This window comes from Blautia sp. BIOML-A1 (genome assembly GCF_009883055.1).
GTDB lineage: Bacteria > Bacillota > Clostridia > Lachnospirales > Lachnospiraceae > Blautia_A.
This window is the reverse complement of the sequence record NZ_WWVR01000040.1, coordinates 1-23,749: the sequence shown is the minus strand read 5'-3', so window position 1 is coordinate 23,749 and position 23,749 is coordinate 1. Positions and strand designations below refer to the sequence as shown.

21 protein-coding genes, 2 pseudogenes and 2 riboswitches are annotated in these 23,749 nt (G+C 41.7%); of the genes and pseudogenes, 8 read left to right on the top strand and 15 right to left on the bottom strand.

The window, feature by feature from the left end; genetic code table 11:
* Nucleotides 1-85: 85 nt before the first annotated feature.
* Nucleotides 86-748, top strand: a complete 663-nt coding sequence (locus GT674_RS14505) for a hypothetical protein (RefSeq protein WP_161286349.1) — start codon at nt 86-88, stop codon at nt 746-748.
* A gap of 99 nt (nt 749-847) precedes the next feature.
* On the opposite strand, the gene GT674_RS14500 is transcribed toward GT674_RS14505, so the two are convergent.
* The 15 genes from GT674_RS14500 to GT674_RS14430 all read right to left on the bottom strand — a co-directional run bounded on the left by GT674_RS14500 (nt 848) and on the right by GT674_RS14430 (nt 16,345).
* Nucleotides 848-2,263: an alanine/glycine:cation symporter family protein gene (locus GT674_RS14500; RefSeq protein ID WP_161286348.1), complete on the bottom strand. Its 1,416-nt coding sequence runs from the start codon at nt 2,261-2,263 to the stop codon at nt 848-850.
* 152 nt (nt 2,264-2,415) lie between these two features.
* A riboswitch (glycine riboswitch) is annotated at nt 2,416-2,515 on the bottom strand.
* Nucleotides 2,516-2,517: 2 nt separating this feature from the next.
* A riboswitch (glycine riboswitch) is annotated at nt 2,518-2,599 on the bottom strand.
* 89 nt (nt 2,600-2,688) lie between these two features.
* Nucleotides 2,689-3,933, bottom strand: coding sequence for a 3-isopropylmalate dehydratase large subunit (locus GT674_RS14495; protein WP_161286347.1), 1,245 nt, complete (start codon nt 3,931-3,933; stop codon nt 2,689-2,691).
* Between the two features lie 13 nt (nt 3,934-3,946).
* The gene (locus tag GT674_RS14490) at nt 3,947-4,438 is read right to left on the bottom strand and encodes a LeuD/DmdB family oxidoreductase small subunit (RefSeq protein WP_161286346.1); all 492 of its coding nucleotides are present in this window, start codon (nt 4,436-4,438) and stop codon (nt 3,947-3,949) included.
* A gap of 194 nt (nt 4,439-4,632) precedes the next feature.
* Nucleotides 4,633-5,883: a 3-isopropylmalate dehydratase large subunit gene (locus GT674_RS14485; RefSeq protein ID WP_161286345.1), complete on the bottom strand. Its 1,251-nt coding sequence runs from the start codon at nt 5,881-5,883 to the stop codon at nt 4,633-4,635.
* A 2-nt stretch (nt 5,884-5,885) separates the two neighbouring features.
* Entirely contained in the window at nt 5,886-6,368 is a 483-nt protein-coding gene (locus GT674_RS14480) for a LeuD/DmdB family oxidoreductase small subunit (protein ID WP_161286344.1), read from the bottom strand.
* A 107-nt stretch (nt 6,369-6,475) separates the two neighbouring features.
* Complete coding sequence (locus GT674_RS14475; protein WP_161286343.1) at nt 6,476-7,819, bottom strand: MATE family efflux transporter; 1,344 nt, start codon at nt 7,817-7,819, stop codon at nt 6,476-6,478.
* Between the two features lie 161 nt (nt 7,820-7,980).
* Nucleotides 7,981-8,472 carry a GNAT family N-acetyltransferase gene (locus GT674_RS14470; RefSeq protein ID WP_161286342.1) on the bottom strand — a complete coding sequence of 164 codons (492 nt, stop codon included), beginning with the start codon at nt 8,470-8,472 and terminating at the stop codon, nt 7,981-7,983.
* A 35-nt stretch (nt 8,473-8,507) separates the two neighbouring features.
* Nucleotides 8,508-9,011, bottom strand: coding sequence for a gamma carbonic anhydrase family protein (locus GT674_RS14465; protein ID WP_161286341.1), 504 nt, complete (start codon nt 9,009-9,011; stop codon nt 8,508-8,510).
* A gap of 248 nt (nt 9,012-9,259) precedes the next feature.
* On the bottom strand, nt 9,260-9,733 hold the full coding sequence (locus GT674_RS14460; protein ID WP_161286340.1) for an acyl-CoA thioesterase: 474 nt from the start codon (nt 9,731-9,733) through the stop codon (nt 9,260-9,262).
* 70 nt (nt 9,734-9,803) lie between these two features.
* Entirely contained in the window at nt 9,804-10,820 is a 1,017-nt protein-coding gene (locus tag GT674_RS14455) for a LacI family DNA-binding transcriptional regulator (protein WP_161286339.1), read from the bottom strand.
* A gap of 78 nt (nt 10,821-10,898) precedes the next feature.
* A complete protein-coding gene (locus GT674_RS14450; protein WP_243149147.1) occupies nt 10,899-11,855 on the bottom strand; it encodes an ABC transporter permease in 957 nt (318 codons plus the stop codon).
* Nucleotides 11,852-12,826 (bottom strand): ABC transporter permease, encoded by a 975-nt coding sequence (locus tag GT674_RS14445; RefSeq protein WP_161286338.1) that lies wholly within the window; start codon nt 12,824-12,826, stop codon nt 11,852-11,854. Before GT674_RS14445 ends, GT674_RS14450 begins: the two co-directional genes overlap by 4 nt.
* A gap of 21 nt (nt 12,827-12,847) precedes the next feature.
* Entirely contained in the window at nt 12,848-14,338 is a 1,491-nt protein-coding gene (locus GT674_RS14440; RefSeq protein ID WP_161286337.1) for a sugar ABC transporter ATP-binding protein, read from the bottom strand.
* A gap of 83 nt (nt 14,339-14,421) precedes the next feature.
* Entirely contained in the window at nt 14,422-15,546 is a 1,125-nt protein-coding gene (locus GT674_RS14435) for an ABC transporter substrate-binding protein (protein ID WP_161286336.1), read from the bottom strand.
* Nucleotides 15,547-15,601: 55 nt separating this feature from the next.
* Nucleotides 15,602-16,345: an N-acyl homoserine lactonase family protein gene (locus tag GT674_RS14430; RefSeq protein ID WP_161286335.1), complete on the bottom strand. Its 744-nt coding sequence runs from the start codon at nt 16,343-16,345 to the stop codon at nt 15,602-15,604.
* Nucleotides 16,346-16,617: 272 nt separating this feature from the next.
* On the opposite strand from GT674_RS14430, the gene GT674_RS14425 reads away from it, so the two are divergent.
* From GT674_RS14425 to tnpA (GT674_RS14395), 7 genes and pseudogenes are all read left to right on the top strand, one after another.
* The gene (locus tag GT674_RS14425) at nt 16,618-18,204 is read left to right on the top strand and encodes a class I adenylate-forming enzyme family protein (protein WP_161286334.1); all 1,587 of its coding nucleotides are present in this window, start codon (nt 16,618-16,620) and stop codon (nt 18,202-18,204) included.
* Nucleotides 18,205-18,229: 25 nt separating this feature from the next.
* Nucleotides 18,230-19,813 carry an acyl CoA:acetate/3-ketoacid CoA transferase gene (locus GT674_RS14420; RefSeq protein WP_161286333.1) on the top strand — a complete coding sequence of 528 codons (1,584 nt, stop codon included), beginning with the start codon at nt 18,230-18,232 and terminating at the stop codon, nt 19,811-19,813.
* A gap of 38 nt (nt 19,814-19,851) precedes the next feature.
* Complete coding sequence (gene fabG, locus GT674_RS14415) at nt 19,852-20,595, top strand: 3-oxoacyl-ACP reductase FabG (RefSeq protein WP_161286332.1); 744 nt, start codon at nt 19,852-19,854, stop codon at nt 20,593-20,595.
* Nucleotides 20,596-20,648: 53 nt separating this feature from the next.
* Nucleotides 20,649-21,827, top strand: coding sequence for a thiolase family protein (locus tag GT674_RS14410; RefSeq protein ID WP_205164691.1), 1,179 nt, complete (start codon nt 20,649-20,651; stop codon nt 21,825-21,827).
* Nucleotides 21,828-22,263: 436 nt separating this feature from the next.
* Nucleotides 22,264-22,434, top strand: a pseudogene (tnpA, locus tag GT674_RS14405) (IS200/IS605 family transposase); the annotation flags it as partial.
* A 3-nt stretch (nt 22,435-22,437) separates the two neighbouring features.
* Nucleotides 22,438-23,130: pseudogene (locus tag GT674_RS14400) on the top strand (transposase); the annotation flags it as partial.
* Nucleotides 23,131-23,267: 137 nt separating this feature from the next.
* Entirely contained in the window at nt 23,268-23,696 is a 429-nt protein-coding gene (tnpA, locus tag GT674_RS14395; RefSeq protein ID WP_161286331.1) for an IS200/IS605 family transposase, read from the top strand.
* Nucleotides 23,697-23,749: the final 53 nt, after the last annotated feature.

The following is a 23,749-nucleotide window of genomic DNA, read 5'->3' as shown; positions in this document are numbered from 1 at the left end:
ATGTAACTTATTAACTGTTCAGCAAAGTCAGTAAAATCAAGGATTTTTGTTGAACATGCACTAAAAAGAATAGAGAGAGTTGAACATGAAAAAGAAAACTTTTATCTGCTGTATTTTATCCGCATCCATGATTTTTGCATCCGGAATCCTTACTTCCGTTTATGCAGCTGATGATACCTTAACACTTGCTGATTATCCGGAATATAAGGACATCGTTCAGAAATATTATGACGGTGCTGCCGCCGGTTGGAATATCGGTCAGTTTCAGGAGCAGAATCTCTGTTATCTGGCAGGATATTATGCAGACATCAACAAATTAGGCTACTTCCTCCAGGATATTGATAACAATGGTACTGCCGAACTTTTTATAGGTGCACTGGATGATGGCAGTGATACTTATGAGGAAATGTTCTTTGATATGTATACCCTTATTAACGGAAGACTTTCCCTTGTCACTACCAGCGGCGAACGTGACCGGTATTACTTATGTACAGACAACACAATAGCAAATGAGGGCTCCGGCAGTGCGTTTAACTCTGTAAGACAATATTATGTTTATACAAACGGACAGTTAAACTTAAAGGAATCTGTTGTCTACGATTCAGAGAAAAATCCACAGAATCCATGGTCTTTCAACACGGCAGACTCTGCAAACGGCGTAACCATCTCAGAATCTGATGCCTATTCCATCATGGATAACTATGAATATACCAGGATCCCATTTATAGCCCTGGCAGATATGAAATAATATCAGAAAACAAAGCCCACGGACTGTTATTTTACAGTTCATGGGCTTTTTCTATACAACAGTTGATTCTGCTTATATATTTATTCTCGAAATTTCTATTTACATTTTATGTTTCTCTGCTTTGAAGAATGCTTTTGTTTCTTTTACAACAACACCACTCAGTACAAACAGTGCGATCATATTCGGAATCGCCATCAGACCATTGAAGATATCTGCGATGGTCCATACCGCACTTACAGTCATATATGGTCCGATAAATACTGCAAGAATATATAACCAGCGATACACAATGATCTTCTTCTGATGTCCGTTGGTCAGATATTCCAGACATCTCTCACTGTAATAATCCCATCCGAGGATTGTTGTAAATGCAAAGAATACCAGACAGAGCATCAGGATAAATGCTGTCAGTTTCTGTGGAAGCGGAAGTCCGTTCTGGAATGCATAGGTAGTAACCTGCACACCTTCAATTCCCTCTACCTGCCATGCACCTGTCAGTACAATGGAAAGACCTGTCATGGTACAGATCAGGATTGTATCAATGAAGGTACCTGTCATGCTGACCAGACCCTGACGTACCGGCTCCTTTGTCTGAGCTGCTGCCGCTGCGATCGGTGCACTACCAAGACCTGCTTCGTTGGAGAAGATTCCTCGTGCAACACCTTTCTGCATTGCTACGATCATGGAACCAACCACACCACCTGTAACTGCTTTCGGGTTAAATGCTGCTGTTACAACCGTTACAACTGCTGCCGGAATTTCTGTGATGTTACAGATGATCAGTGTCACACTGAGTACAATATAGATCACTGCCATAAACGGTACGATGATCTGACTTACTGTTGCAATTCTTTTCAGTCCTCCGATCAGGATCGCTGCCACGCAGAACGCCAGAATCAGAGAAGAAATAACAACTGCTACAGAATATTCACCCAGAAACGGGATGTTGATGCAGTTTGTTTTGTTTGGATCAAAGAAGTTCTGTACTGCACTTGAGATACCATTTACCTGGCTGAATGTACCAATACCAAAAAGACCTACACAAACACCAAAGAAAGCAAAAATCTTACCGAGCCATCTCCATTTTGTTCCCATACCTTTTTCGATATAGTAGAATGGTCCTCCGAGACTGTGTCCATCTGCTGCGACCACACGGTACTTAACTGCCAGCAGACCTTCGGAATACTTGGTTGCCATTCCAAAGAATGCTGCTACGATCATCCAGAAAAGTGCTCCCGGACCTCCGGCACAAACTGCTGTTGCAACACCAACGATATTACCTGTACCGATGGTTGCACTCAGTGCTGTACATAACGCAGCAAAACTGGAAATCTCACCGTCGCCTTCTTCCTCGTTCTTAAACATCCATTTCAGTGCCAGTGGAAGACGACGCACCTGGAGCAGTCCAAGTCTGCATGTAAGAAGAACACCGCCGGCAATGATCAATACCATAAGCGGCACTCCCCAGACCTTGTCATCCACTGCAACTAAGAAATTATTGATTGCTTCCCACATCTCAAAAAGTTCTCCTTTATATGTATTTTTCAGCATTATAAAAAGGGGAAAATAAAGATAAGAATCGTCCTCCACTGAACGGCTGAGAATCAAAAATAATCAGACAATAAAAATAGAATAAATAAAAGAATAAAATCAGGATGTAATTATAAAAAGCATCCTCTGTCCTTTTGCCTGAGAGATTCAAAACGCTTGCGCGTCGCTTGCACCTTCGGCCCCTGTATCAAAACAGGTGTCTCCAGAGATACGATCCATTTACAGTTTCTGTCCGACAAAACGGATACCTGAGAGTTTTACTCCTTCGGTGGGCCATAGCCTCTTTCCTGCAAACTTCACCTCGTTATTGCTGTTACTGCGTTATACTATAGTGCTAAATTCCCATGATGTCAAGAGGGAAAAAATATTCTTCCCCCTTGAAAATTTTTTTATTTCGGGCTGACGATCTTTCCGGCTACTGCACATGCTGCTGCTGTTTTCGGTGATGCCAGATAAATTTCCACCTTGGAAGTTCCCATACGGCCAAGGAAATTACGGTTATTTGTTGCCACAACACGCTCTCCGTCCGTAAGAATACCTCCTGCTCGTCCACAGCACAGTCCACATCCCGGATGTGTGATCATTGCACCTGCTTCTGCCAGAGTATCCAGGATTCCAAGTTCAATAGCCTGTCTGTATATTTTACGGCTTGCCGGTGTAACGATCAGTTTTACATAGTCAGCAACTTTCTTTCCTTTGAGGACTTCAGCTGCCGCTGCAAGGTCTTCCAGACGGCCATTTGTACAGGAACCGATAAATACCTGATCGATCTCAGTTCCCTCCAGTGTACTGACATCACGGATCTTGTCTACCTGAGACGGGCATGCCATGACCGGAACAAGATCTTCTGCACGATAAGTCACTGTTTTGAGATATTTTGCATCCTCGTCCCCGACAAGACTCTTCTGAAATTCATTCAGTTCGATTTCACAATATTCTGCTGTTTTTTCATCCGGAGTAAAGAGTGCACATTTTGCCCCAGCTTCAATCGCCATATTTGCAATCGTCATACGACTCGCCACTGACATATTCTTTACTGCACTTCCTGTAAACTCCAGTGCACGGTAAGTAGCTCCGTCTGCTCCAAGATCACCGATCAGCCGAAGAATCACATCCTTCGACATAACATTATTTGGGAGTTCCCCGTCGATCACCACTTTGATGGTCTCCGGAACCTTGATCCACATGGTTCCGGTTCCGAGGATACTTGCCATCTCTGTGTATCCGATACCGGAAGAAAACGCACCGACACATCCGTATGTGGTAGTATGGCTGTCTGTACCAAATACAATATTTCCCGGTTTTACATAGCCGGCTTCTGTCATTAACTGATGGCAGATCCCATCACTTCTGTGAACATTTTTCATTCCATATTTTTCTGCAAAAGCATCTCCCTCATGGAAATGTCTGGTGTCATCAAGCTGACTCGCCGGAACAAGATGATCATAGATCAGAACTACTTTATCCGGATCCCAGAGCTTCTGAAATCCCATTTCTTCGAATTTCTCTGCAACAAATGGAATAAAAATATCATGGATCATCACTCTGTCTACATTGACAGTTACAATATCGCCTGGTTTTACGGCATGACCCACATTGTTTCTTATAATCTTTTCGATAACTGTTTCGCCCATCTGCTTTTCCTCCTTAGTCCAGTCCATTCAGTTTACGCATGGCTTTTACAAGTCCACCGGCCTGGATGATGCTCATCAGATTTTCCGGCAGAGAAGCGATCGGATACTGTTTTCCATTGTAATCCACATGTTCATTCATAACAACCGTCACGGTATCTCCCTCTTTCATATCATCGTGAAGATCCGGCTGTTCGATCAAAAGAAGTCCATTGTTGATTGAATTTCTGAAGAAAATTCTTGCAAATGATTTTGCAATGACACACTGGATTCCTAGTGCCTTGATGATCTCAGGTGCCTGCTCTCTGGAAGAACCGCAGCCAAAGTTTTTGCCGGCAACAATAATATCACCTTTCTGGATCTGTCCTGCCAGCTCCGGACGGAGCGGACTGAATCCATACTGTTTCATATCATCAATTGTTTTGAGTGCCAGATACTCGGTCGGAATGATGATATCCGTATCAATATCATCACCAAGCACCCATACTCTCCCTGTAAACTTTTCCATAATCCGTATATACCTCACTAAATATAATGATAACTGTTCAGTACCCTCACAGTTATGAGTCAAAATGCATTCCAAATCACCTTCGGTGATGGCATTTTGCCTTGTATGTCTCGGGATTTTGGCAAAAAACATGCCAAAACACCTCGCGGGATACTACCTTCTGAATAATTACATATAATGATTCTGTGCTGTGATCAGATTTCTGATGGAAGTGCAATTTTTCCTGCAATAGCAGATGCGGTAACAGTTGCTGCAGAGCCAAGATATACCTTTGAGCTCGGATGTCCTGCACGTCCTTTGAAATTACGTGTTCCTGTGCTGATCAGAACCTCATTTTCTCCAATGACACCCTGGCAGCTTCCCCAGCATACACTGCAGTTCGGATTCATCACGATAGCGCCTGCTTCCATAAAGATGTCGATCAGTCCTTCTTTCAACGCCTGACGGTAGATAGTCTGGCTTGCCGGAACAACGAGGAAACGTACCTTGTCTGATACTTTCTTTCCTTTGATGATCTCGGCGCCTACACGCAGATCTTCGATACGTCCGTTGTTGCATGATCCAAGGAAAGCTTCGTTGATTTCGATTCCGCATGCTTCCTCTGCCGGTACAACATTATCTACAAAATCCGGTTTTGCAACTACCGGACGGACTTTTGAAAGATCAAAGGTGTATTCTCTTATATATTTTGCATCCGGATCGCTGTGGAATACAGCTTTTGGCTCACGTCCATGTTCTTTGAGGTATTCCATTGCTTTTTCGTCTGCTTCAAAGATACCGGTCTTTGCACCTGCCTCTACTGCCATGTTGCAGAGAGTCATACGGTCACTGATGCTTAAAGTTTTTGCACCTTCTCCGGTGAATTCCATTACCTGATAGTTGCATCCGTTTGCACCTACTTCACCAATGATGGTAAGGATCAGGTCACGGGCGGTAACACCTTCCGGAAGCTTTCCTGTCAGATTAAACTTTACAGATTCAGGAACCAGTACCCAGGAAGTTCCTGTCACCATTCCATAGAGGAAGTCTGTACATCCGACACCGGTACCAAATGCACCAAGTGCACCATAAGAACAGGTATGGCTGTCCGCACCAAAGATCAGTTCACCCGGGCGAACATAATTCTCGATCATAACCTGGTGGCAGACTCCTTTGCCTTCCCAGAAATCAATGTTGTTTTCTTTTGCAAAATCTCTCATTTTCTTCTGGGATGCCGCTGTCTTCGGGCAGTCAGACGGTACATTATGGTCAACAATAAAAACGAGTTTCTTTGTATCTGCAATATGAGGATGGTTCAGTTTGTTTTTGTACATATCTACAGTCAGATGAGTGGTTCCGTCATTGCTCATCAGACGGTCAAGCTGTACGGTATGGATATCACCTGGCTTTACGCTGTCTACACCAGCCGCTGCTGCGATGATTTTTTCTGCGATTGTCATTCCCATGGTTATTTCTCCTCCTTGTTCAGTGAAGCGATCAGACCGCCCTGATTCAGAATTCCCTGCATGTATTCTGGGAGCTTGGTACAGGTATAGGTCTTTCCATTTGCAGTGGCTGTACCGTCGGACATATGAAGTTCCATGGAATCTCCGGTCTTGACATCATCCGGAAGATCTTTACAGACAATTGCCGGAAGTCCGATATTGATCGCATTTCTAAAGAAAATTCTGGCAAAAGATTTGGCGATAACTGCCTGAACGCCAAGAGCTTTGAGAACTCCCGGTGCCTGCTCTCTGGAAGAACCACAGCCAAAGTTTTCACCACCTACCACGAAATCTCCTGGTTTTACTTTCTTGGCAAAATCAGGATCCAGTGATTCAAATGCATGGTCTTTCATCTCATCCAGGTTCGGCAGAAGCAGATACTGGGATGCGATGATCTGATCTGTATCAAGATCATTATGAAACTTAAAAATTGTTCCTCTTTCCATAATAATGACTCCTCTCTATGTATAAGTATTCATTTTCTCTCTATTCTACCACAAAATCCACCATTAGCAAAATGGATATTTATAAGAATTATGCATTAAACATGAATTCAGATAACTTTATGCTGCAACCATTTGCGACTGTGAAATCTCCATGTAAAAATAATACTTCGCACTGTCCAGTCTGCAAACATACCGATCCAGACTCCCATAGGTCCAAATCCCAGTCTTCTGATAAGAAATACACACAGACAGAATCTGCAGACCCACATCGTACAGCAGGATGTAATCATGGAAAATTTTACATCGCCGGCAGCTCGAAGCCCATATCCGGGTATGAATGCCATAATCCATACAAGCGGCTTTACAATTGTGATCCACATCATCATATGAAAACACATATCTGCACTTTCTTTTTCCATACCACCAAGGATTGTGATTGGTTTTGTCAGTGCAAATACACCAAGACAGCTTATGATGATAATAACTTCTGCGATCACGCAGAGTTTTTTTATGTAATAGACTGCTTCATCCTGTCTTCCTGCACCAAGACATTGTCCGACAATCGTCATCAGACCAACTCCGACTCCGATTGCTGCAATACCATTTAGATTTTCCAGGATATTTGTCATTGCCTGTGCTGCGATCGCCGCTGTTCCCAGCGTAGAAACTGTAGACTGGATTGCCAGCTTTCCAAGCTGAAACATACTGTTTTCCACACCGGATGGAATTCCTATTCCAAGGATACGTTTTATCATAGACCAGTTCGGACGGATTCTGATATAATCACGCACTACGATCTCCTGACGGTCTTTTCTGAGCTGGATCAGTACTACGACTGCACAGAAGACACGGGAGATCAGTGTAGAGAGTGCCGCTCCCGCCACTCCCATATGAAAGCCCCAGATCATAACCGCATTTCCGGCAATGTTCATCACATTTGAGATCATGGAGATAAGCATCGGTCCCTTTGTATTATCCTGCGCCCGAAAAATAGATGCTGCCGAATCATAAGCTGCAATAAACGGAAATGACAGAGCCGTGTAAAAGAAATAAGTTTCCGATGCTCTCATAACTTCTGCTTCTACTGAACCAAAGATCAGCCTAAGAAGTGGTTTCTGGAAAACAAGACAAATCAGACTTACTGCTGCCGAAATAGCTGTTATGATAAACAACACCTGTCTTGCAGATTCGTTTGCTTTTTCTTTGTTTCTCTGTCCTATGTACTGTGCACAGACGATTGCGCCGCCTGCCGCCAGTGCGGAAAATGCCTGAATGACGAGCACATTGATCGAGTCTACCAGCGATACCGCTGAGATTGCCGCCGAACCGACATTGCTTACCATCATGGTATCCGCAGTTCCCATGATCGAATTCAACAACTGTTCCAGCACAACCGGAATGAGAAGATTCCTGATCATACGGTTCGTGAACATATGCTGTTGCTGTTCCATTTTTTCCTCAACTCCCAAGATAATTTTTCAAAAGACGACATTCCTGCCGACTATGTCATTATCTTCCTTCTATTAAGAGAATGCAAGTTTTTATGCAGAAACAAAGCGGTCATGTCTGCTTCTCATTACTGTTCATTCCGTTCACAGTAGCCACTTTCCTCTTATCTGCATTCATATGCAATTCGTGGTGTTCCATCCGACACATAAATGATTCCGCATCGTACAAATCCACATTTTTCAATCACATGCTGCATTACTTTATTGTCCTCATGTGTGTCTATCCTGAGATGCGGCATCTGTCCTTTGCAGTAATCCATGATCCGTCCCAGAACACCATGAACGCTTCCGTCACTTGCCACTCTGTGTACGACACCATATGGCTCAGCTGATATCCAGTTTCCTTGTTCAATCTTCAGATATGTCGGGTCTTCTCCTATCATGAATACAAATACTGCATGAATCTCCCCGGCATTGTCTGTCAGTGCATATAAATTTCCCTGTCGGATATCATCTTCCGTCAGATTTTCCGGTTCATCTCCTTTGCCCCACTGTGTAAGATTACCATTGTCTCTCATGAAATTTCGTGCAATTCCATATATCTCCCGCACTCTCGTAAGATCCTGTTCTGTTGCTTTTCTTATTATACAGGACATATTTTCCCTCGCTCTCTGTAAATTATAATAATTTCTTATAATACTCCCTGTTCCTTCATCTTCCTGGAAACATTCACATATCTTTTGCTATTTTCAAGATTTCTCAATTTTTCTTCCCAGGTAAGGTTTCGTTTGATCTTTGCCGGGCTTCCCATCACGAGAGAGCAATCTGGGATCACAGTATTCTTCGTCACAAGGCTTCCGGCACCTATGATGCAGTCGTTTCCAATCTTGGTGCCATCAAGAATCACTGCTCCCATTCCAATCAGGCTTCTGTCTCCGATCGTACAGCCATGGATCACTGCATTATGTCCTACGGTGACATTGTTTCCAATATGGACCGGCATGTTACGGCTTACATGGACGGTACAGTTTTCCTGAATATTCGACTCCTCCCCGATCACAACCGGCGCCTCGTCTCCACGGATCACTGTAAAATAAAGCACACAGCTGTCCCTCCCAATCGTCACATCCCCTACGAGTACAGACTGCTTTGAGATTCTCGCATCTTCTGATATTTTTACACTTTTATAATTCATGGTATTTTCCTCTAACTTCTACAATTCTACCAATATGTTTTCAGTGTAGCAAACCCTGCTTTTGCTGTCAATCATTGAACACGATCACGTTGCTTACTTGAGATACAACAAAAGTGCCATACGATTTTCTACTGCTCTGTATGGCACTTACTTATAATTGCTATATTCTATTTTAATATGTAAAAATGCGAGAACAAGCCTGAGACTACCTGACATAATACGCCAGATAGCCTCAGGCTCTATTAACATCAGTACCCTTCTCTTCGTCTTTCCTTCCGCAGCACATAGCGCTTTTCTCCGCCTTCCCATTCTGCCTTTTCAGACGCTGTCTCTACAATAAGACCTGGTACTTCTACTTTGTTGTCATTCTCATCCAGTGCTACCATAACTTCATAAGCTCTGTTGATCATCCTGCGTGTTCCATCCAACTCCTCTACATAAGTATCAATTCGCACCTCCATAGAGGTCCTGCCCACATAGGTCAGCTTCCCAATCAGCACAACTATATCTCCCAGATAAGCACCTGCTTTAAAATTCAGGTTATCTACACAGGCTGTTGTTACAATCGTACCGGCATGACGACGAGCTACAATCCCCGCCATCTCATCAATCCACTGCATTAACACTCCACCAAAGAGGCGCCCATAACAGTTGATATGTTTATTCATGACCAAAAATGTATTCTCTGTTTGGGAATCCTCTACCCGTTTCATTCTATGCACTTATTTTCCACCACTTTCCATATAGAATTCGCAAACTGCCGTCAACGAGTCTCTCCAACTGGCAAAACTTTCAGTTCTCAGAACATTCACAGGTCGTTTTTCTTATAATCAAAGTGGGCTCCATAATAATACGCTCTGTTTTCGCATCTTTGTCATTTAACTGTTTCAACATCAAATGCGCTGCTTTCTCACCCATTTCATCTACATGCTGGCTTATTGTCGTCAGTTCGATGCCATACATTGACGCCATTGCAATATCATCAAAACTTATGATCGACAAATCTTCAGGAATACGAATCCCCGCCTTCCTACAGCCATCCATAAAACCGATTGCAGTCATATCATTAACCACTACCATCGCACTTGGGCGCTCTTTTATTTCTAAAAATCGCTGTGCCAGTACCCGTCCTGTTTCTAATTTCAGATCACTCTCAAATACACATTCCTCATCAAAAGAAAAACCATAATTTTCAAGTACCTGTCGGTAACCCGCAAAACGCTGACTGGATGCAGAAGACACCCCTGGTCCTTTGACAAAGCCTATGTGACGATGTCCCAGTTCAATCAGATGCATAGTTGCCTGATATCCTGCCTGAAAATTATCAATCAACACCGAGTCTCCTGTGTAATATGGTAAAATACGGTTAACAAGCACCTTTGGCATTTCCATATTTTTCAGTCTCTCTTCTATTGCTTTTTCCTGTGCCGTTATCAAAATCAAACCTGCAAAATTAAATTGCTCTGTTAATTTCAAGAATTCCAGTTCTCTATCAATGTTATATTCACTGTTCAGAACCATTACCATATAACCATTGTCGTTAAGAATCCTCTGAATATTAAATGTCAAATCTGCATAAAACGGATTTCGAATATCTCCCAGTATCAATGCCACTATGTTCATCCGTCCCTTACTTAAACTCTGGGCTATCGTATTTGGCTGATATCCTATTTCATTGATAAAGTCCATCACTTTTTTACGAAGTTCCGGACCGACACCTTCATTTCCATTGATTACGCGAGAAACTGTTGATTTTGAAACGCCTAACATCTCCGCAACATCTGAAATGCCATACTTTCCATTCTTCATGCATTTTCTCCTTTTCTCTTCAATTTTACATCATGCACTTTCTTTTCGCAATAGATATTCTGGTAATAATATTTATCATTACTGTCGAAGCTTAGGTGCTCTGCTGTTCATCATCAGAATCACGATCAGAATAATTCCCTGGATCAGCGATCTTAATCCTGCGGCCATATTTAATGCCTGAAGAATATTTGTAATAAGTACCAGCACCAAAGCACCAAGAGCACCTCCAATAAATGTACCTTTTCCACCTGTCAGTTTGGTTCCACCAATAACTACTGCTGCAACAGAAAGCATCGTATAGCTGCTTGCCATATTCATCTGTGCCGTTCCTGCATATCCAACCAGCATAAGCCCTGCAAATCCCGCCATAGCTCCACCAAACACATACGCCAGGATAATTATCTTTTTACTGTTGATACCACAGAGATTTGCCGCATTTCTATTATTACCTGCCAGAAACAGACTTCTTCCATAGCGGCTTCTTCTCAGGAACAGGATTTCCAGTAAAATCAGAATAATGATCACTACTGTTGGCAAGATTCTCAGTGGACCTACTAATGTTTTTGAGATTCCCTGTAATTCCTTTCCTACCATAACAGATGGCTGCCCTTTTGTAACCATGATTGAAAAGCCATCTACAACATTTGACATAATCAGCGTCATAACCAGCGGAACAACCTTTAACATTTGAACTCCGGTGCCATTAATTGCACCGACAACAGCTCCCATAAGCATAACAGCAGGAATCATTAAAATAAATGAGGCTACGCCAGATCCTACATTTATCATTGGACCAAAGAGAGCTGTCATAGACATGATTGCACCAACAGACATGTCAAGCCCACTGTCACCTGATATGATTACCGCTGCCTGGCCAATTGACGCAAGTGTAAGAATTGACGTTGTCATCAAAATACTTGAAATATTATTCATAGACAGAAAACCTTTGCTCAGACACTGTCCAAGAATTAAAAGAGCAACCGTTCCTATAATTGCCGGAAGATATGGATTGTTAAGCTTTTTCAGTGTTTTCATCTCTTTCCTCCTATAGCTCTCTTTATTTTTGTTTTGATTTCTTTATCTGATGCTGCAATAGACACTGTAACTCCAATCAGCAGGATCAGTCCCTGTATAAAGCTCTGTACTATAGAACTTAAATTTGCAGATACGACAATAGAAATCAGAATACTCAGGAAAGATGCGCCAAAAATACCACCCCATATTCCTCCGATTCCTCCATTCAGAGAAACACCTCCGATAACTGCCGCTGCGATAGAATTCATACTCATAGCAGATCCTACTGTCGGACTTCCGGCACATATATTGGCACTTATACAAATACCAGCAACTCCTGCCGCCAGACCGGCAAATGTATGCACAAAAAATCTTAACGCAGCAACATTTATTCCTGATGCATACGCCTTCTTTACATCTTTACCCAACGCATAAATATGCAATCCCACAGGTAATTTCATTACAAATATCCATATAAGTACAAGAATGGCTATCAATACTACAGGCGTCGGAATAATACCAAACATATTTCCTAGATACCAATCACCAAAAGTGAAATCAATATAGCCACCAGGATATGGCAAAATCCATAATGCAATTCCTGCAAATGCAATTGATGTTGCAAATGTTGCCAGCAGCGGATTAACTCTCATGATGCCTACAACAAAACCATTAAACATTCCACACAGAACTGCAGTCAACAACCCCAGCAATGCAGCCTGCGGTACAGAAAATCCTTTCTCAAAAGCAGTAACAATAACCACATTTACCAGCGACACGATCGAACCAAGAGAAATATCAGTACCTGCAACAAGAATCGTAGCAGTTACACCGATTGCCACACAAATTGCACCTGCATTAGTGGAAATGAAGGATCGAAAAAAAGATACACTCAGTCCACCTGTCATTACTCCATTAATCCCAAGAAATATTACAAACAATAATAATGCCGGAAATGCATTCCATGACATCAGTTTCTTTACTTTGTTCATCTGATTTTATCCTCCTTTCAATTATGCCTGCATTTGTTTTTCTTCAATCGGCATAGATGCCGCCGAAATGTTCTCTCTTGTAATAGCATCGCCCTCAAGAATTGCAGAAATATGCCCTTCATACATAACAATAACCCTTGAACATTCTGCCATAGATGTAACATTTACCAGCTCATCATCATCACTGGAAATCATGATTACCGCATTTCCCTCTTCTGCAAGTTTCACAAACTCTTTATGAAGATCTGTTCTTGCTTTAACATCAATGCCTTTTGTAGGGTCATTTGCCAGAAGAAGCCGCGGCTTTGTGCTTAACCACCGTCCTACAACAACTTTCTGCTGGTTACCACCGCTCAATGCAGTAATCAACTGTCCGGGATTATCATATTTAACATTAAAGCTATCCAGGACAGACCTGGAATCACCGATTTTTTCATGTTTAACCAGTTCTTTCACTGCTGCAAGGTTCTCAGCCAGATTACGCTCTTGGAATGTTCCATCCCGTTCCCTGTCACCGGAAATAAATGCAAATCCATTTGAAACCGCCTGTCTGGAATTATGGATTGAAACCTCTTTGCCATTGATGTTGATTTTTATTTCTCCCAAGTTACCATACAGCGAATTGACAAGATCGGTCTGTCCATGTCCCTGCAGTCCTGCAACACCTATAATCTCTCCCTTTCTGATCTCCAGACTTTCTTCTGTTCCATATGAAGGAATTTTTATGTGTGGTGCTTTGATCAATATATCTTTTTCACTCTTTGCCTGCCGGTTTTTATGTTGTCTGCCAGTTTCTACCTTAGAACCTACCATCAGAGAAAGTAACTCACTCTCTGTTTTTTCCTGCATCGGATAAGTACCAAGTGTCTCTCCGTTTTTCATAATAGTGACACTGTCACACATAGCATATAATTCTGACATACGATGCGAAATAAACAAAACCATACATCCCTTTTTCTTCAGATCTTTTATAATATCATCAACGATTTCTACATCTTCTCTGTATAAAGCTGACGTGATCTCATCAATAATAAGAAGTTTTGGTTCCTGAACTAGTGCTTTGGCAAGTTCTACCATATACTGCTGGTTTGGTGCAAGATCTTCTACTTTTTTTGTCGCAATGTTTTCTAATTTCATCACCTCTAAAATTTCCAGCGACTTTTCTTTAATTCTTTTTTTATCTGTAAAAATGCCTTTTAAAGGTACGTCACATATGCAGATATTTTCTTCTACTGTCAGATTTCCGAACAGACTCAGTTCCTGGCTTGTCATTATTACATGATTTTTTTTCGCTTCTTTCGGTGATTTGAAATCAATCGATTGTCCGTCAAAAATAATTTCTCCGGAATTTTTACTTATCAGTCCACCCAGAGCTTTTGCCAATGTCGACTTTCCAGATCCATTTCCACCTAAAATAGCCCTGACTTCTCCATTTTCAATTTCCATTTCAGCGTGTTTTATTGCTACAACAGCACCATATTTTTTTGATATATTTTGAAAAACAAGCCCCATATTGCCTCCTCCTGTATCCTGTCTATATTAAAAACAGGACTGGCGGAGGCATCAACTACCGCCAGTCCCTGAATACGGTTTCTTTATTTGAATAATTTGTCGACAGCTTCGTCTGACATATAACCGTCTAATGCAGCCGTGTCAGCTGAATCTTTTAACAGTTCCATTGCTTCATCCAGTGAAATAGCTTCTGTATTTTCCAGTCCTTCCATCCACGTAGCGTCCGGCTGTGCTTCCTTGGTAACAACGTACGGCGGGGCTACCATGATTGTATTAATCAGATTTTCATCCATTGGATTTGCAACTAAATTAGCCTCATCGATTTCTTTTCCCTGAAGCAATCTCACAGCTACCTCAAGTGCTACAGTTGCATTACCTGGTGCATACGGAACACCAATTGTATTAAGATCTTCCATTTCTGCCCATTTTGCAAAGAAGGATTTTGTGTAATCTCCTGTCATAACCGGGATATCTTTACCGGCATTTTCATATGCTTTGATAACACCTTCTGCCATTACGTCCTGTTCAAGAATCGCATCAATACTGTCGTAGCTTGATAAAAATGTCGTCATAACGGACTGTGCATCTGTCTGTGACCAGTTTCCAGGTGCGGAAGTAAGAACATTTACATCTGGATATTCTGCCAGAACATCATCATTAGCCTGCTCACGAATAGTATCTGCCGCATTACCAGATACACCAGTGATCTTTACGATATCGCCTTTTCCTTCGATCTGTTCCATCAGCCATATTGCCTGGATCTTCTGCCATGTATAATTATCTCCACAGACACAGATCGTATCTTCATAAGCTGCCGGGTCATTTGCAATCACTACGAGAATTCCTTTTGCTTTTGCTTTCTCAACTGCGGATTTAATTGTTGTAGGAGATACCGCATCAATAAGAATTGCATCAACTCCTGAATCAATCATTGCATTTATCTGGTTTAGCTGCTCTGTTGCGTCACTGTTTGAGTTGGAGATCATATAATCAGAAATAATACCTTCTTCTTTATATTCTTCTGCCTTGTTTTCAAAATCCTCTACCATCTGTGCACGCCAGGTATTTCCCCAGTAACCATTTGACAGACCAATGTAGAATCCTTCTGTTTTCGCTTCTTTTTCTTCGTCTTTTGCATATGCACATACGCTGCTCATAGATACTGCCATTAAACCTGCCATAACGATTGCCAATGCTCTTTTTTTCATATTGTTTTCTCCTTATATAGTTTTGTATAGTGTTATTTTCCCCTAATAGATATTCTTATAAAACAGCTATAAACTTGTCAGAACCATCCTCAATAGCCGGTTCATGTCCTGGCAGAATATAATGTGCAAACTGTCGGATGCGTTCAAAGCTTTCATATGTTTCCGGAACCATTACCACGATATTCGGCTCCAGATTACCATTTACATTTTCTGCCACATTACAGATATCACCCGAAACACATACAACCCCATCCTTTGTATCAAACATTACTGACTGATGTCCTCTTGTATGTCCTGGTGTTGTAATTACTCTTAACCCTGGTAAGATTTCCGCATCTCCCTCAAGGAAGTTCCACTGAAAATAATTAACTGCATTTTTGTCATAGCAGAGTTTATCGTAAAAAGGTGCTTCCGGTACAAGAGGAGCAAATGCAGCCTCCCATTCTTTCTTCTGAACGTAAAACCTGGCATTCTTAAATTCTCCGTTACTGCCACTATGGTCACAATGAAGATGTGTGTTGATAACAATATCAACGTCTTCAGAATTCCATCCCATTATTCTCTTAATTGCAGTTGTTGTAACCTGATCTGGAGTCTGTCTTACTCCCGGTTCCGCTTTTCTGTATTCTTGCAGATCACGAATTCCCGTATCTACAATTACCTTATGTGTTCCATCTGTTGCTCCCGCACACCAGATTGGAACTGTAATACGTTCGCCTTTCCCTTTAAAGTGTGTCATAGCTGAACGATCCAGTTCTATACTTCCTACCTGAATAGCCCGCACTGTCCATTTTACCATCCTAATACCTCCTTTATTTAAGATAACGATTTCTTTTGCAATCCCCGTTTAATTAAAATTTTGTTTAGAAAACGGTTTCTCGCTTTTGATAAGCAAAGTATACAATTTCATTTTCCAAAAATCAATAGTTTTTATACTTTTTAATCACGTTCATCTTATTTTACAAATATTTTTTCGTTATTTTGTGTATTTTTTCCATATTGACTTTCTATTGTTTTTATCTTATCATATTCGCATAAACGAAACCGTTTTCTTAAAAGGAGGTTAATTAAATGCTTTCTGGAACAGACAAATGGAAAGGGTTAATCGATTTCCAATTAGAACCATTAAATCCTGGTTCAGATATTTTATGTTATACCAATCTTTCCACAACACTGTATGATGCTTTATGTAAGACAGCGCAGTCGTTTCCAGACAAAACAGCGATTGTAGACAATTATGACCGTTCCTGTACCTATACAGATCTGCTAGCAAAGACAGACGCTTTTGCTTCTTATCTGTACCAAAAGCAGAATATTCACAGGAATAGTCACGTTGCTCTGATGATGTATAACTGTCTGGAATTCTGTGTATCGTTTCTTGCTTTGTTAAAACTTGGCGCTGTCACTATTCCACTCCCAAGTAAATACAAAAAGCAAGAAGTATCCTCGTTAGTAGAAAAAGCTGATGTGAGCTGTATCATCTGCGATCAGGATTTCTATAAATGGTTTGAAGATTTTGAAGCTCAGGGAATTCGACGCATCGCCTGTTCTGATATTGAAAAAGGCTATGGACTGGCTACTTATCATTCTCCTGAAACTGAAAGTCCGGTCTGCCATGATTCCTTTGATGACGCAATCATCATGTTCACATCGGGAACAACTTCTCAAAGCAAGGGCGTTGTAATCAAAAACTACAATATTATGAATGCAGTAGCTACTTATCAGAAAATCCTAAATATCACAGCTGACGATATTTCAGTGATTCCCATACCTATTTATCACGTTACAGGAATGGTTGCACTACTCGGTCTGTTCATACATTGCGGAGGAACCTTATATTTACACAAAATATTTAATGCCAGGCGGGTGCTTCAGTGTGTAAAAGAGCATAATATTACTTTTCTTCACGCATCACCTACAGTCTTTTCCATGCTTCTGGAAGAAAAAGATTTATTTCCATCTCTTCCGACGCTGAAACAGTTTGCATGCGGAAGCAGTAACATGCCGAAAGAAAAACTCACCGCCATACACAACTGGCTTCCTCATTCTGTTTTTCATACAGTATATGGACTGACAGAAACAACCTCTCCAGCTACTATTTTTCCTGGTGATGCGAGTACCAGTCCTTATATCGGTTCTTCCGGTTTTCCGGTTCCCGGAACTGTTTTTGAAATACGCGATGACAATGGCACTCCACTGAAAGACGGTCAAATCGGAGAAATATGGATTCATGGCAATGTGGTACTTACTTCCTACTATAAAACAGATACTCCTTCTCTGAAGGATGGATGGCTTGGAACCGGAGATCTGGGATATTTTAATGAAAAAGGTTATCTGTTCGTAGTGGATCGCAAAAAAGATATGATCAACCGGGGAGGTGAAAAAATCTGCAGCTTTGATGTAGAAAATGAAATTTATAAGTTAAAAGGAGTAAATGAGGCAGCCGTTGTAGGTATTCCGGACGATGTTTACGGCGAAGTCGCAGCGGCTCTTGTAAAACTTGATCCCGGAAGTGATCTGGACGAACCTAAAATCCAGGCACTTCTGCACAAAAAAATTGCAAAATACAAAATTCCAAAGCGAATTCTCATTACTGATGAAATTCCCCTTACTCCTAACGGTAAGATAGACAAACGTGCTATTCGGAAAATGTTCTGAAGCACCAATATGACAGGAGGACATTATGAAAAAGCCAAAATTTGTAACCGGCGAAGAAGCCGCAGCTATGATAAAAGATGACAGTACCATTGCAACAATAGGCATGACCCTGGTTTCTGCATCTGAAACTATTCTGAAAGCTATCGAAAAGCGTTTCCTTGAAACAGGAAGTCCCAACCATCTGACACTGGTTCACTCCTGTGGACAGAGCGACCGTGACAGAGGTATACAGCATTTCTCACATGAAGAAATGCTGTACCGTATCATCGGAGGACACTGGGGTCTGCAGCCACGTATGATGAAACTTATCTCAGAAAATAAAATCCTTGCCTACTGTATCCCTCAGGGACAGTTCGCTCAGCTGTACCGCAGTATGGCAGGAGGTGAACCTGGAAAAATCACCAAAGTAGGTCTTGGAACTTTTATTGATCCGCGTATTGATGGTGGAAAAATGAATGCCATTACAAAAGACGCACCCGATATTGTAGATGTTGTCACAATTGATGGTGAAGAATACATGCGCTATAAGCCAATTCCACTTGATTACTGTATTATCCGGGGAACTTATGTAGATGACATGGGAAACCTCACCACAGATGAAGAAGCAATGCAGCTGGAAGTATTTTCCGCTGTTATGGCCTGCAAGAAATTCGGCGGCAAAGTTATCGCCCAGGCAAAATATAAAGTAAAATCCGGTACTCTTCACTGCAAGCGAGTTACTGTTCCGGGAATCTTTATTGACGCAGTTGTTATGTGTCCGAATCCAGAAGAGGATCATCGTCAGACACACAGTTTTGCATTTGATCCTGCCTACTGTGGAGACATCAAAGTTCCTGTTTCCGATTCTGATGCACTTCCTATGAACCTCCGCAAAGTCATTGGACGACGTGCTCTCATGGAACTTCAGGTTGACGATGTACTGAATGTAGGAACTGGTATTCCCAATGATGTTGTCGGCCCGATCATCTCCGAAGAAGGTGTTGGCGACGATGTAACTGTCACTGTAGAATCAGGTATTTACGGTGGTATTCCTATGGGTGGTATTGATTTTGGTATCGCCAAAAACAATTTTGCACTCTTAAGACACGATGACCAGTTTGACTACTATAATGGTGCCGGCGTAGATGTCACCTACATGGGTGCCGGTGAAATTGACCCGGACGGAAATGTCAATGCAACCAGACTCGGTCCAAATCCTACCGGAGCCGGTGGTTTTATCGATATAACAACCAATGCCAAACATGTTGTCTTCTGCTCTTCTTTTACAGGGAAGGGTCTCGACTGCTCGTTTGAGAATGGTCATCTTCATATCAATAAAGAAGGCAGTCTTATCAAATTTGTAAATAAAGTACAACAGATTTCCTATAATGGAAAAATAGCCAGAGAAAAACATCAGAAAATGCATTATATCACAGAACGTGCTGTATTTGAACTCAGACCAGAAGGACTTGTGCTTACAGAAATTGCCCCTGGCATTGACCTTCAGACCCAGATTCTTGATCTGATGGAGTTCAAACCAATCATCAGTGAAAATCTGAAAGAAATGAATCCGGCAATTTTCTCTGAAGCAATACCCTACGGACTGAAAGATATCATTCGTAACCATTAAAATTTTTAACATAAAAAATCATTTAGGAGGATTATATCATGAGATTAAAAGACAAAGTAGCAATTGTAACAGGTTCCGGACGTGGTCTGGGAAAAGGAATTGCCATGAAACTCGCAGAAGAAGGTGCAAAAGTAGTTGTCGCTGATATGGCACCTGCTGATGATACAGTTGCGGAAATCGTTGCAAAAGGGGGGACAGCTTCGGCTTTTGCTGTAAACGTTTCCAAACAGGAAGAAGTACATGCACTGGTAAAATACGCCATTGACACTTATGGAACGCTGGATATTATGGTAAACAACGCAGGTATCAACCGTGATGGCATGCTTCACAAAATGCCTGTAGAAAACTGGCAGATGGTAATTGATGTCGATCTTACAGGCGTATTCTTTGGTACCCAGGAAGCTCTGAAACACATGCGTGCTCAGGGAAGCGGACGTATTATCAATATTTCTTCCGGAAGCTGGCTTGGAAATATCGGACAGGCTAATTACGCCGCTGCCAAAGCAGGCGTTGTAGGTCTCACTAAAACCGCCGCACGAGAAAGTGCCCGCAAAGGCATCACATGCAATGCCATCTGCCCTGGATTCATTGAAACCGATATGACTCTTAAACTGAAAGAAGTAAATAATGGAGCCGCATGGGACAGCATGATGCAGAGAATCCCTATGGGATATGCAGGTAAACCTTCTGACGTAGGAAATATGGTTGCCTTTCTTGCATCTGATGAGGCTGCCTATATCACCTCAGAAGTTATCAATGTCGGTGGTGGAATGATCGTTTGAGCAAGTCAAAATTTCAGCTGATTTATGTCATAAAAAATATGGAGGAACTCAAAATGAAAGATGTAGTAATTGTAAGTGGTGTACGTCTCCCTGTAGGAAGTTACGGTGGTAACCTGAAAAGTATTTCTGCTATTGACATGGGAGCTATGGTTGTAAAAGAAGCAGTTAACCGCGCAGGAATCCAGCCGTCAGATGTTGATGAGGTTATCATCGGACAGGTAGGACAGATTGCAGAAAATGGATTTGTAGCAAGAGCGATCAGTCTGAAAGCCGGCATGCCAAAAGAAACAACTGCTTATTCTGTAAACAGACAGTGCGGTTCTTCCCTTCAGTCCATTGCAGATGCTGTTATGGAAATCCAGACTGGACAGGCTGATGTTGTAGTTGCCGGAGGTGCAGAGAATATTTCTCAGCTTCCGTATTATGTAAAAGATGCCCGCTGGGGCGCACGTATGGGACACAAAACATTCGAGGATGGAGTCATTGATATCCTGACCTGGCCATTGGATGGAAATCATAATGGTGTGACCGCAGAAAACGTGGCATCAAAATATAATGTAACCAGAGAAGAACAGGACGAATTCGCTCTTGAAAGTCATCAGCGTGCTGTGGCAGCTATCAAAGCAGGAAAATTCAAAGATGAAATTCTCCCGGTTGAATTAAAAGACCGAAAAGGTAATGTGACTGTTTTTGATACAGATGAAGGTCCAAGAGAAGGTCAGACTCTTGAAAAGTTGGCAAAACTCCGTCCTTGTTTCGTAAAAGGTGGCACTGTTACCGCCGGCAACTCTTCAAGTCTTAACGATGGTGCAGCTGCAGTTGTAATTATGTCTGCTGACAAGGCAAAAGAACTCGGCGTTACTCCCAAACTGAAAATTGTTGATTTTGCAGTAGCAGGTTTTGATGCTGAACTGATGGGATACTCCCCAAAATTCTCCAGTGAAAAGCTGGCATTAAAACTTGGCATCAACCTGAAAGACATTGATATGTTTGAAATCAACGAAGCGTTTGCTAGTCAGGCTAATGCCGTAAGAAGAGACCTTGGTCTTGACAAAGACAAGGTAAACATCTATGGTGGTGGTATTTCCATTGGACATCCAATCGGCGCGACCGGATGTGTGCTTACCGTAAAAGTTCTCTATGAATTAATGAGAACAGACAAGAAGGATGCCATGATCAGTATGTGCATTGGCGGTGGACAGGGTATCTCCATGTACTTCACCAAATGTTAAACTTCTTAATCTCCCCCTTTTTTACACAGATAAATTCCTACGAAGAAAAGAGGCTGTTACACTGGATATTTCCGGGTGGCAGCCCCTTTTTTGTTACCCCAGACAGTACAGTTCTCTACATAAATGTGGTAATTTCTGATAGCAGAACTGGTACAAATTTCATATTACGTTCTACAATATCTTCCGAAAACGATTTTTTTCAGAAATCCCCTTTCTGCTTCCAGCTCCGATCCTGTTCTTGAATTCATATGGCGTACATCCCATCTGGCTGCGGAAAACTTTACCGAAATAGCTGGCTGAATGAAAAGCCTAATCCCCCAGCTATGCTGGGGAGAATGGAGTAGGCGGAAGCGGTGAGGATAACAAAATAAAGCCTCCTGTGATATGATGAGAATGGTGTCGCAAGCCAAACTCAAAATCAAAGGAGGCGGTCCAAATGGACAATAAAAGTCTATCACATACTCGCTGGAAATGCCAGTATCATATCGTATTCATTCCTAAATATAGGAAGAAAGTATTGTATGGAAAGGTACGAGAAGATGTGAGAGAAATAATATCAACTCTATGCAAATATAAAAGTGTAGAAATAATTGCGGGAGCCGTATGTANAAAGATAGAGGCAAATGCGAACCGTTATACTTTTGTATGGCGTGGAAGCATCAATTATCATCTGGCAGGACTTCTGGACTCTATCGACCAGCTTTTTGAAAAATATAATTCTTTTTTGCAGGAGAATGATTATGGAACAAAGTACGAGCTGGGAAATGCACAGATGTTTGTGATCGAAGGGATGGATAAAGTCCGGGAAGTGATCGAAAAGAACAGAAAACGAAAGCTTGTAAAACATAAAAAGCTTTCAAATAACCGTATTATAGAGATCGATAACTGTTCACCGCTTGAAATACGGAAACTCCAGAACAATCTCACGATGATCGCAGACAACGAGGAAATCGAATTCGTTTACGGAAAAGGAAAAAGAAAACCTGCAATTCAACAGCTGCATGAGGAACTGGAACAATGCGGAAAACGACTGATGGAATATAAAGAATGCTTTGAGATCATGGGAAAAGACAGAAACAGTTATTCCAAAACAGATCTGGAAGCGACTTTTATGCGTATGAAAGAAAGATCGCATGCCAATATCCAGAGTGAATGCGGGATCCTGAAACGCCAGACACGTTCCATTCAGACAGAAGGACATTTTGGAGATATAAAGGAAAATGAGAACTTCCGGCGTTTTAATTACCGTTCGGCAGATAAGGTATATAAAGAATTCATGCTGTATGCTATTGGAAGAAATATAAATGAAAAGCCTAATCCCCCAGCTATGCTGGGGAGAATGGAGTAGGCGGAAGCGGTGAGGATAACAAAATAAAGCCTCCTGTGATATGATGAGAATGGTGTCGCAAGCCAAACTCAAAATCAAAGGAGGCGGTCCAAATGGACAATAAAAGTCTATCACATACTCGCTGGAAGTGCCAGTATCATATCGTATTCATTCCTAAATATAGGAAGAAAGTATTGTATGGAAAGGTACGAGAAGATGTGAGAGAAATAATATCAACTCTATGCAAATATAAAAGTGTAGAAATAATTGCGGGAGCCGTATGTATCGATCATGTGCATTTAAGCGTAGCAATTCCACCGAAATTTAGTGTATCAGACTTTATGGGATATCTGAAAGGGAAAAGCACATTGATGCTTTACGACAGACATCCAGAACTGCAAAGTAAATGGGATAAAGCCTTTTGGGCTAGAGGATATTATGTTGAAACAATCGGCAATATAACAGATGCAGCAGTTCAGAAATATATAAATGAGCAAGCAGAGGAATCGAGAAGAGAAGATTCCAGTAGTACCGCTTTATAGCGGGCCAGTAAAAGTGCTTGCGATACCGCTCTTTGGGGCGAGCAGTAACAATG

Bases quoted from the DNA above. Each gene is read 5' to 3' on its own strand.
- GT674_RS14465 (WP_161286341.1), bottom strand. From the start codon at position 9,011: ATGAATTATAAAAGTGTAAAAATATCAGAAGATGCGAGAATCTCAAAG.
- GT674_RS14440 (WP_161286337.1), bottom strand. From the start codon at position 14,338: ATGGGGCTTGTTTTTCAAAATATATCAAAAAAATATGGTGCTGTTGTA.
- GT674_RS14450 (WP_243149147.1), bottom strand. From the start codon at position 11,855: ATGAAAACACTGAAAAAGCTTAACAATCCATATCTTCCGGCAATTATA.
- GT674_RS14470 (WP_161286342.1), bottom strand. From the start codon at position 8,472: ATGTCCTGTATAATAAGAAAAGCAACAGAACAGGATCTTACGAGAGTG.
- GT674_RS14505 (WP_161286349.1), top strand. From the start codon at position 86: ATGAAAAAGAAAACTTTTATCTGCTGTATTTTATCCGCATCCATGATT.
- GT674_RS14475 (WP_161286343.1), bottom strand. From the start codon at position 7,819: ATGGAACAGCAACAGCATATGTTCACGAACCGTATGATCAGGAATCTT.
- GT674_RS14445 (WP_161286338.1), bottom strand. From the start codon at position 12,826: ATGAACAAAGTAAAGAAACTGATGTCATGGAATGCATTTCCGGCATTA.
- GT674_RS14410 (WP_205164691.1), top strand. From the start codon at position 20,649: ATGAAAGATGTAGTAATTGTAAGTGGTGTACGTCTCCCTGTAGGAAGT.
- GT674_RS14480 (WP_161286344.1), bottom strand. From the start codon at position 6,368: ATGGAAAGAGGAACAATTTTTAAGTTTCATAATGATCTTGATACAGAT.
- GT674_RS14430 (WP_161286335.1), bottom strand. From the start codon at position 16,345: ATGGTAAAATGGACAGTGCGGGCTATTCAGGTAGGAAGTATAGAACTG.
- GT674_RS14455 (WP_161286339.1), bottom strand. From the start codon at position 10,820: ATGAAGAATGGAAAGTATGGCATTTCAGATGTTGCGGAGATGTTAGGC.
- GT674_RS14485 (WP_161286345.1), bottom strand. From the start codon at position 5,883: ATGGGAATGACAATCGCAGAAAAAATCATCGCAGCAGCGGCTGGTGTA.
- GT674_RS14490 (WP_161286346.1), bottom strand. From the start codon at position 4,438: ATGGAAAAGTTTACAGGGAGAGTATGGGTGCTTGGTGATGATATTGAT.
- GT674_RS14500 (WP_161286348.1), bottom strand. From the start codon at position 2,263: ATGTGGGAAGCAATCAATAATTTCTTAGTTGCAGTGGATGACAAGGTC.
- fabG (WP_161286332.1), top strand. From the start codon at position 19,852: ATGAGATTAAAAGACAAAGTAGCAATTGTAACAGGTTCCGGACGTGGT.
- GT674_RS14420 (WP_161286333.1), top strand. From the start codon at position 18,230: ATGAAAAAGCCAAAATTTGTAACCGGCGAAGAAGCCGCAGCTATGATA.
- GT674_RS14435 (WP_161286336.1), bottom strand. From the start codon at position 15,546: ATGAAAAAAAGAGCATTGGCAATCGTTATGGCAGGTTTAATGGCAGTA.
- tnpA (WP_161286331.1), top strand. From the start codon at position 23,268: ATGGACAATAAAAGTCTATCACATACTCGCTGGAAGTGCCAGTATCAT.
- GT674_RS14425 (WP_161286334.1), top strand. From the start codon at position 16,618: ATGCTTTCTGGAACAGACAAATGGAAAGGGTTAATCGATTTCCAATTA.
- GT674_RS14495 (WP_161286347.1), bottom strand. From the start codon at position 3,933: ATGGGCGAAACAGTTATCGAAAAGATTATAAGAAACAATGTGGGTCAT.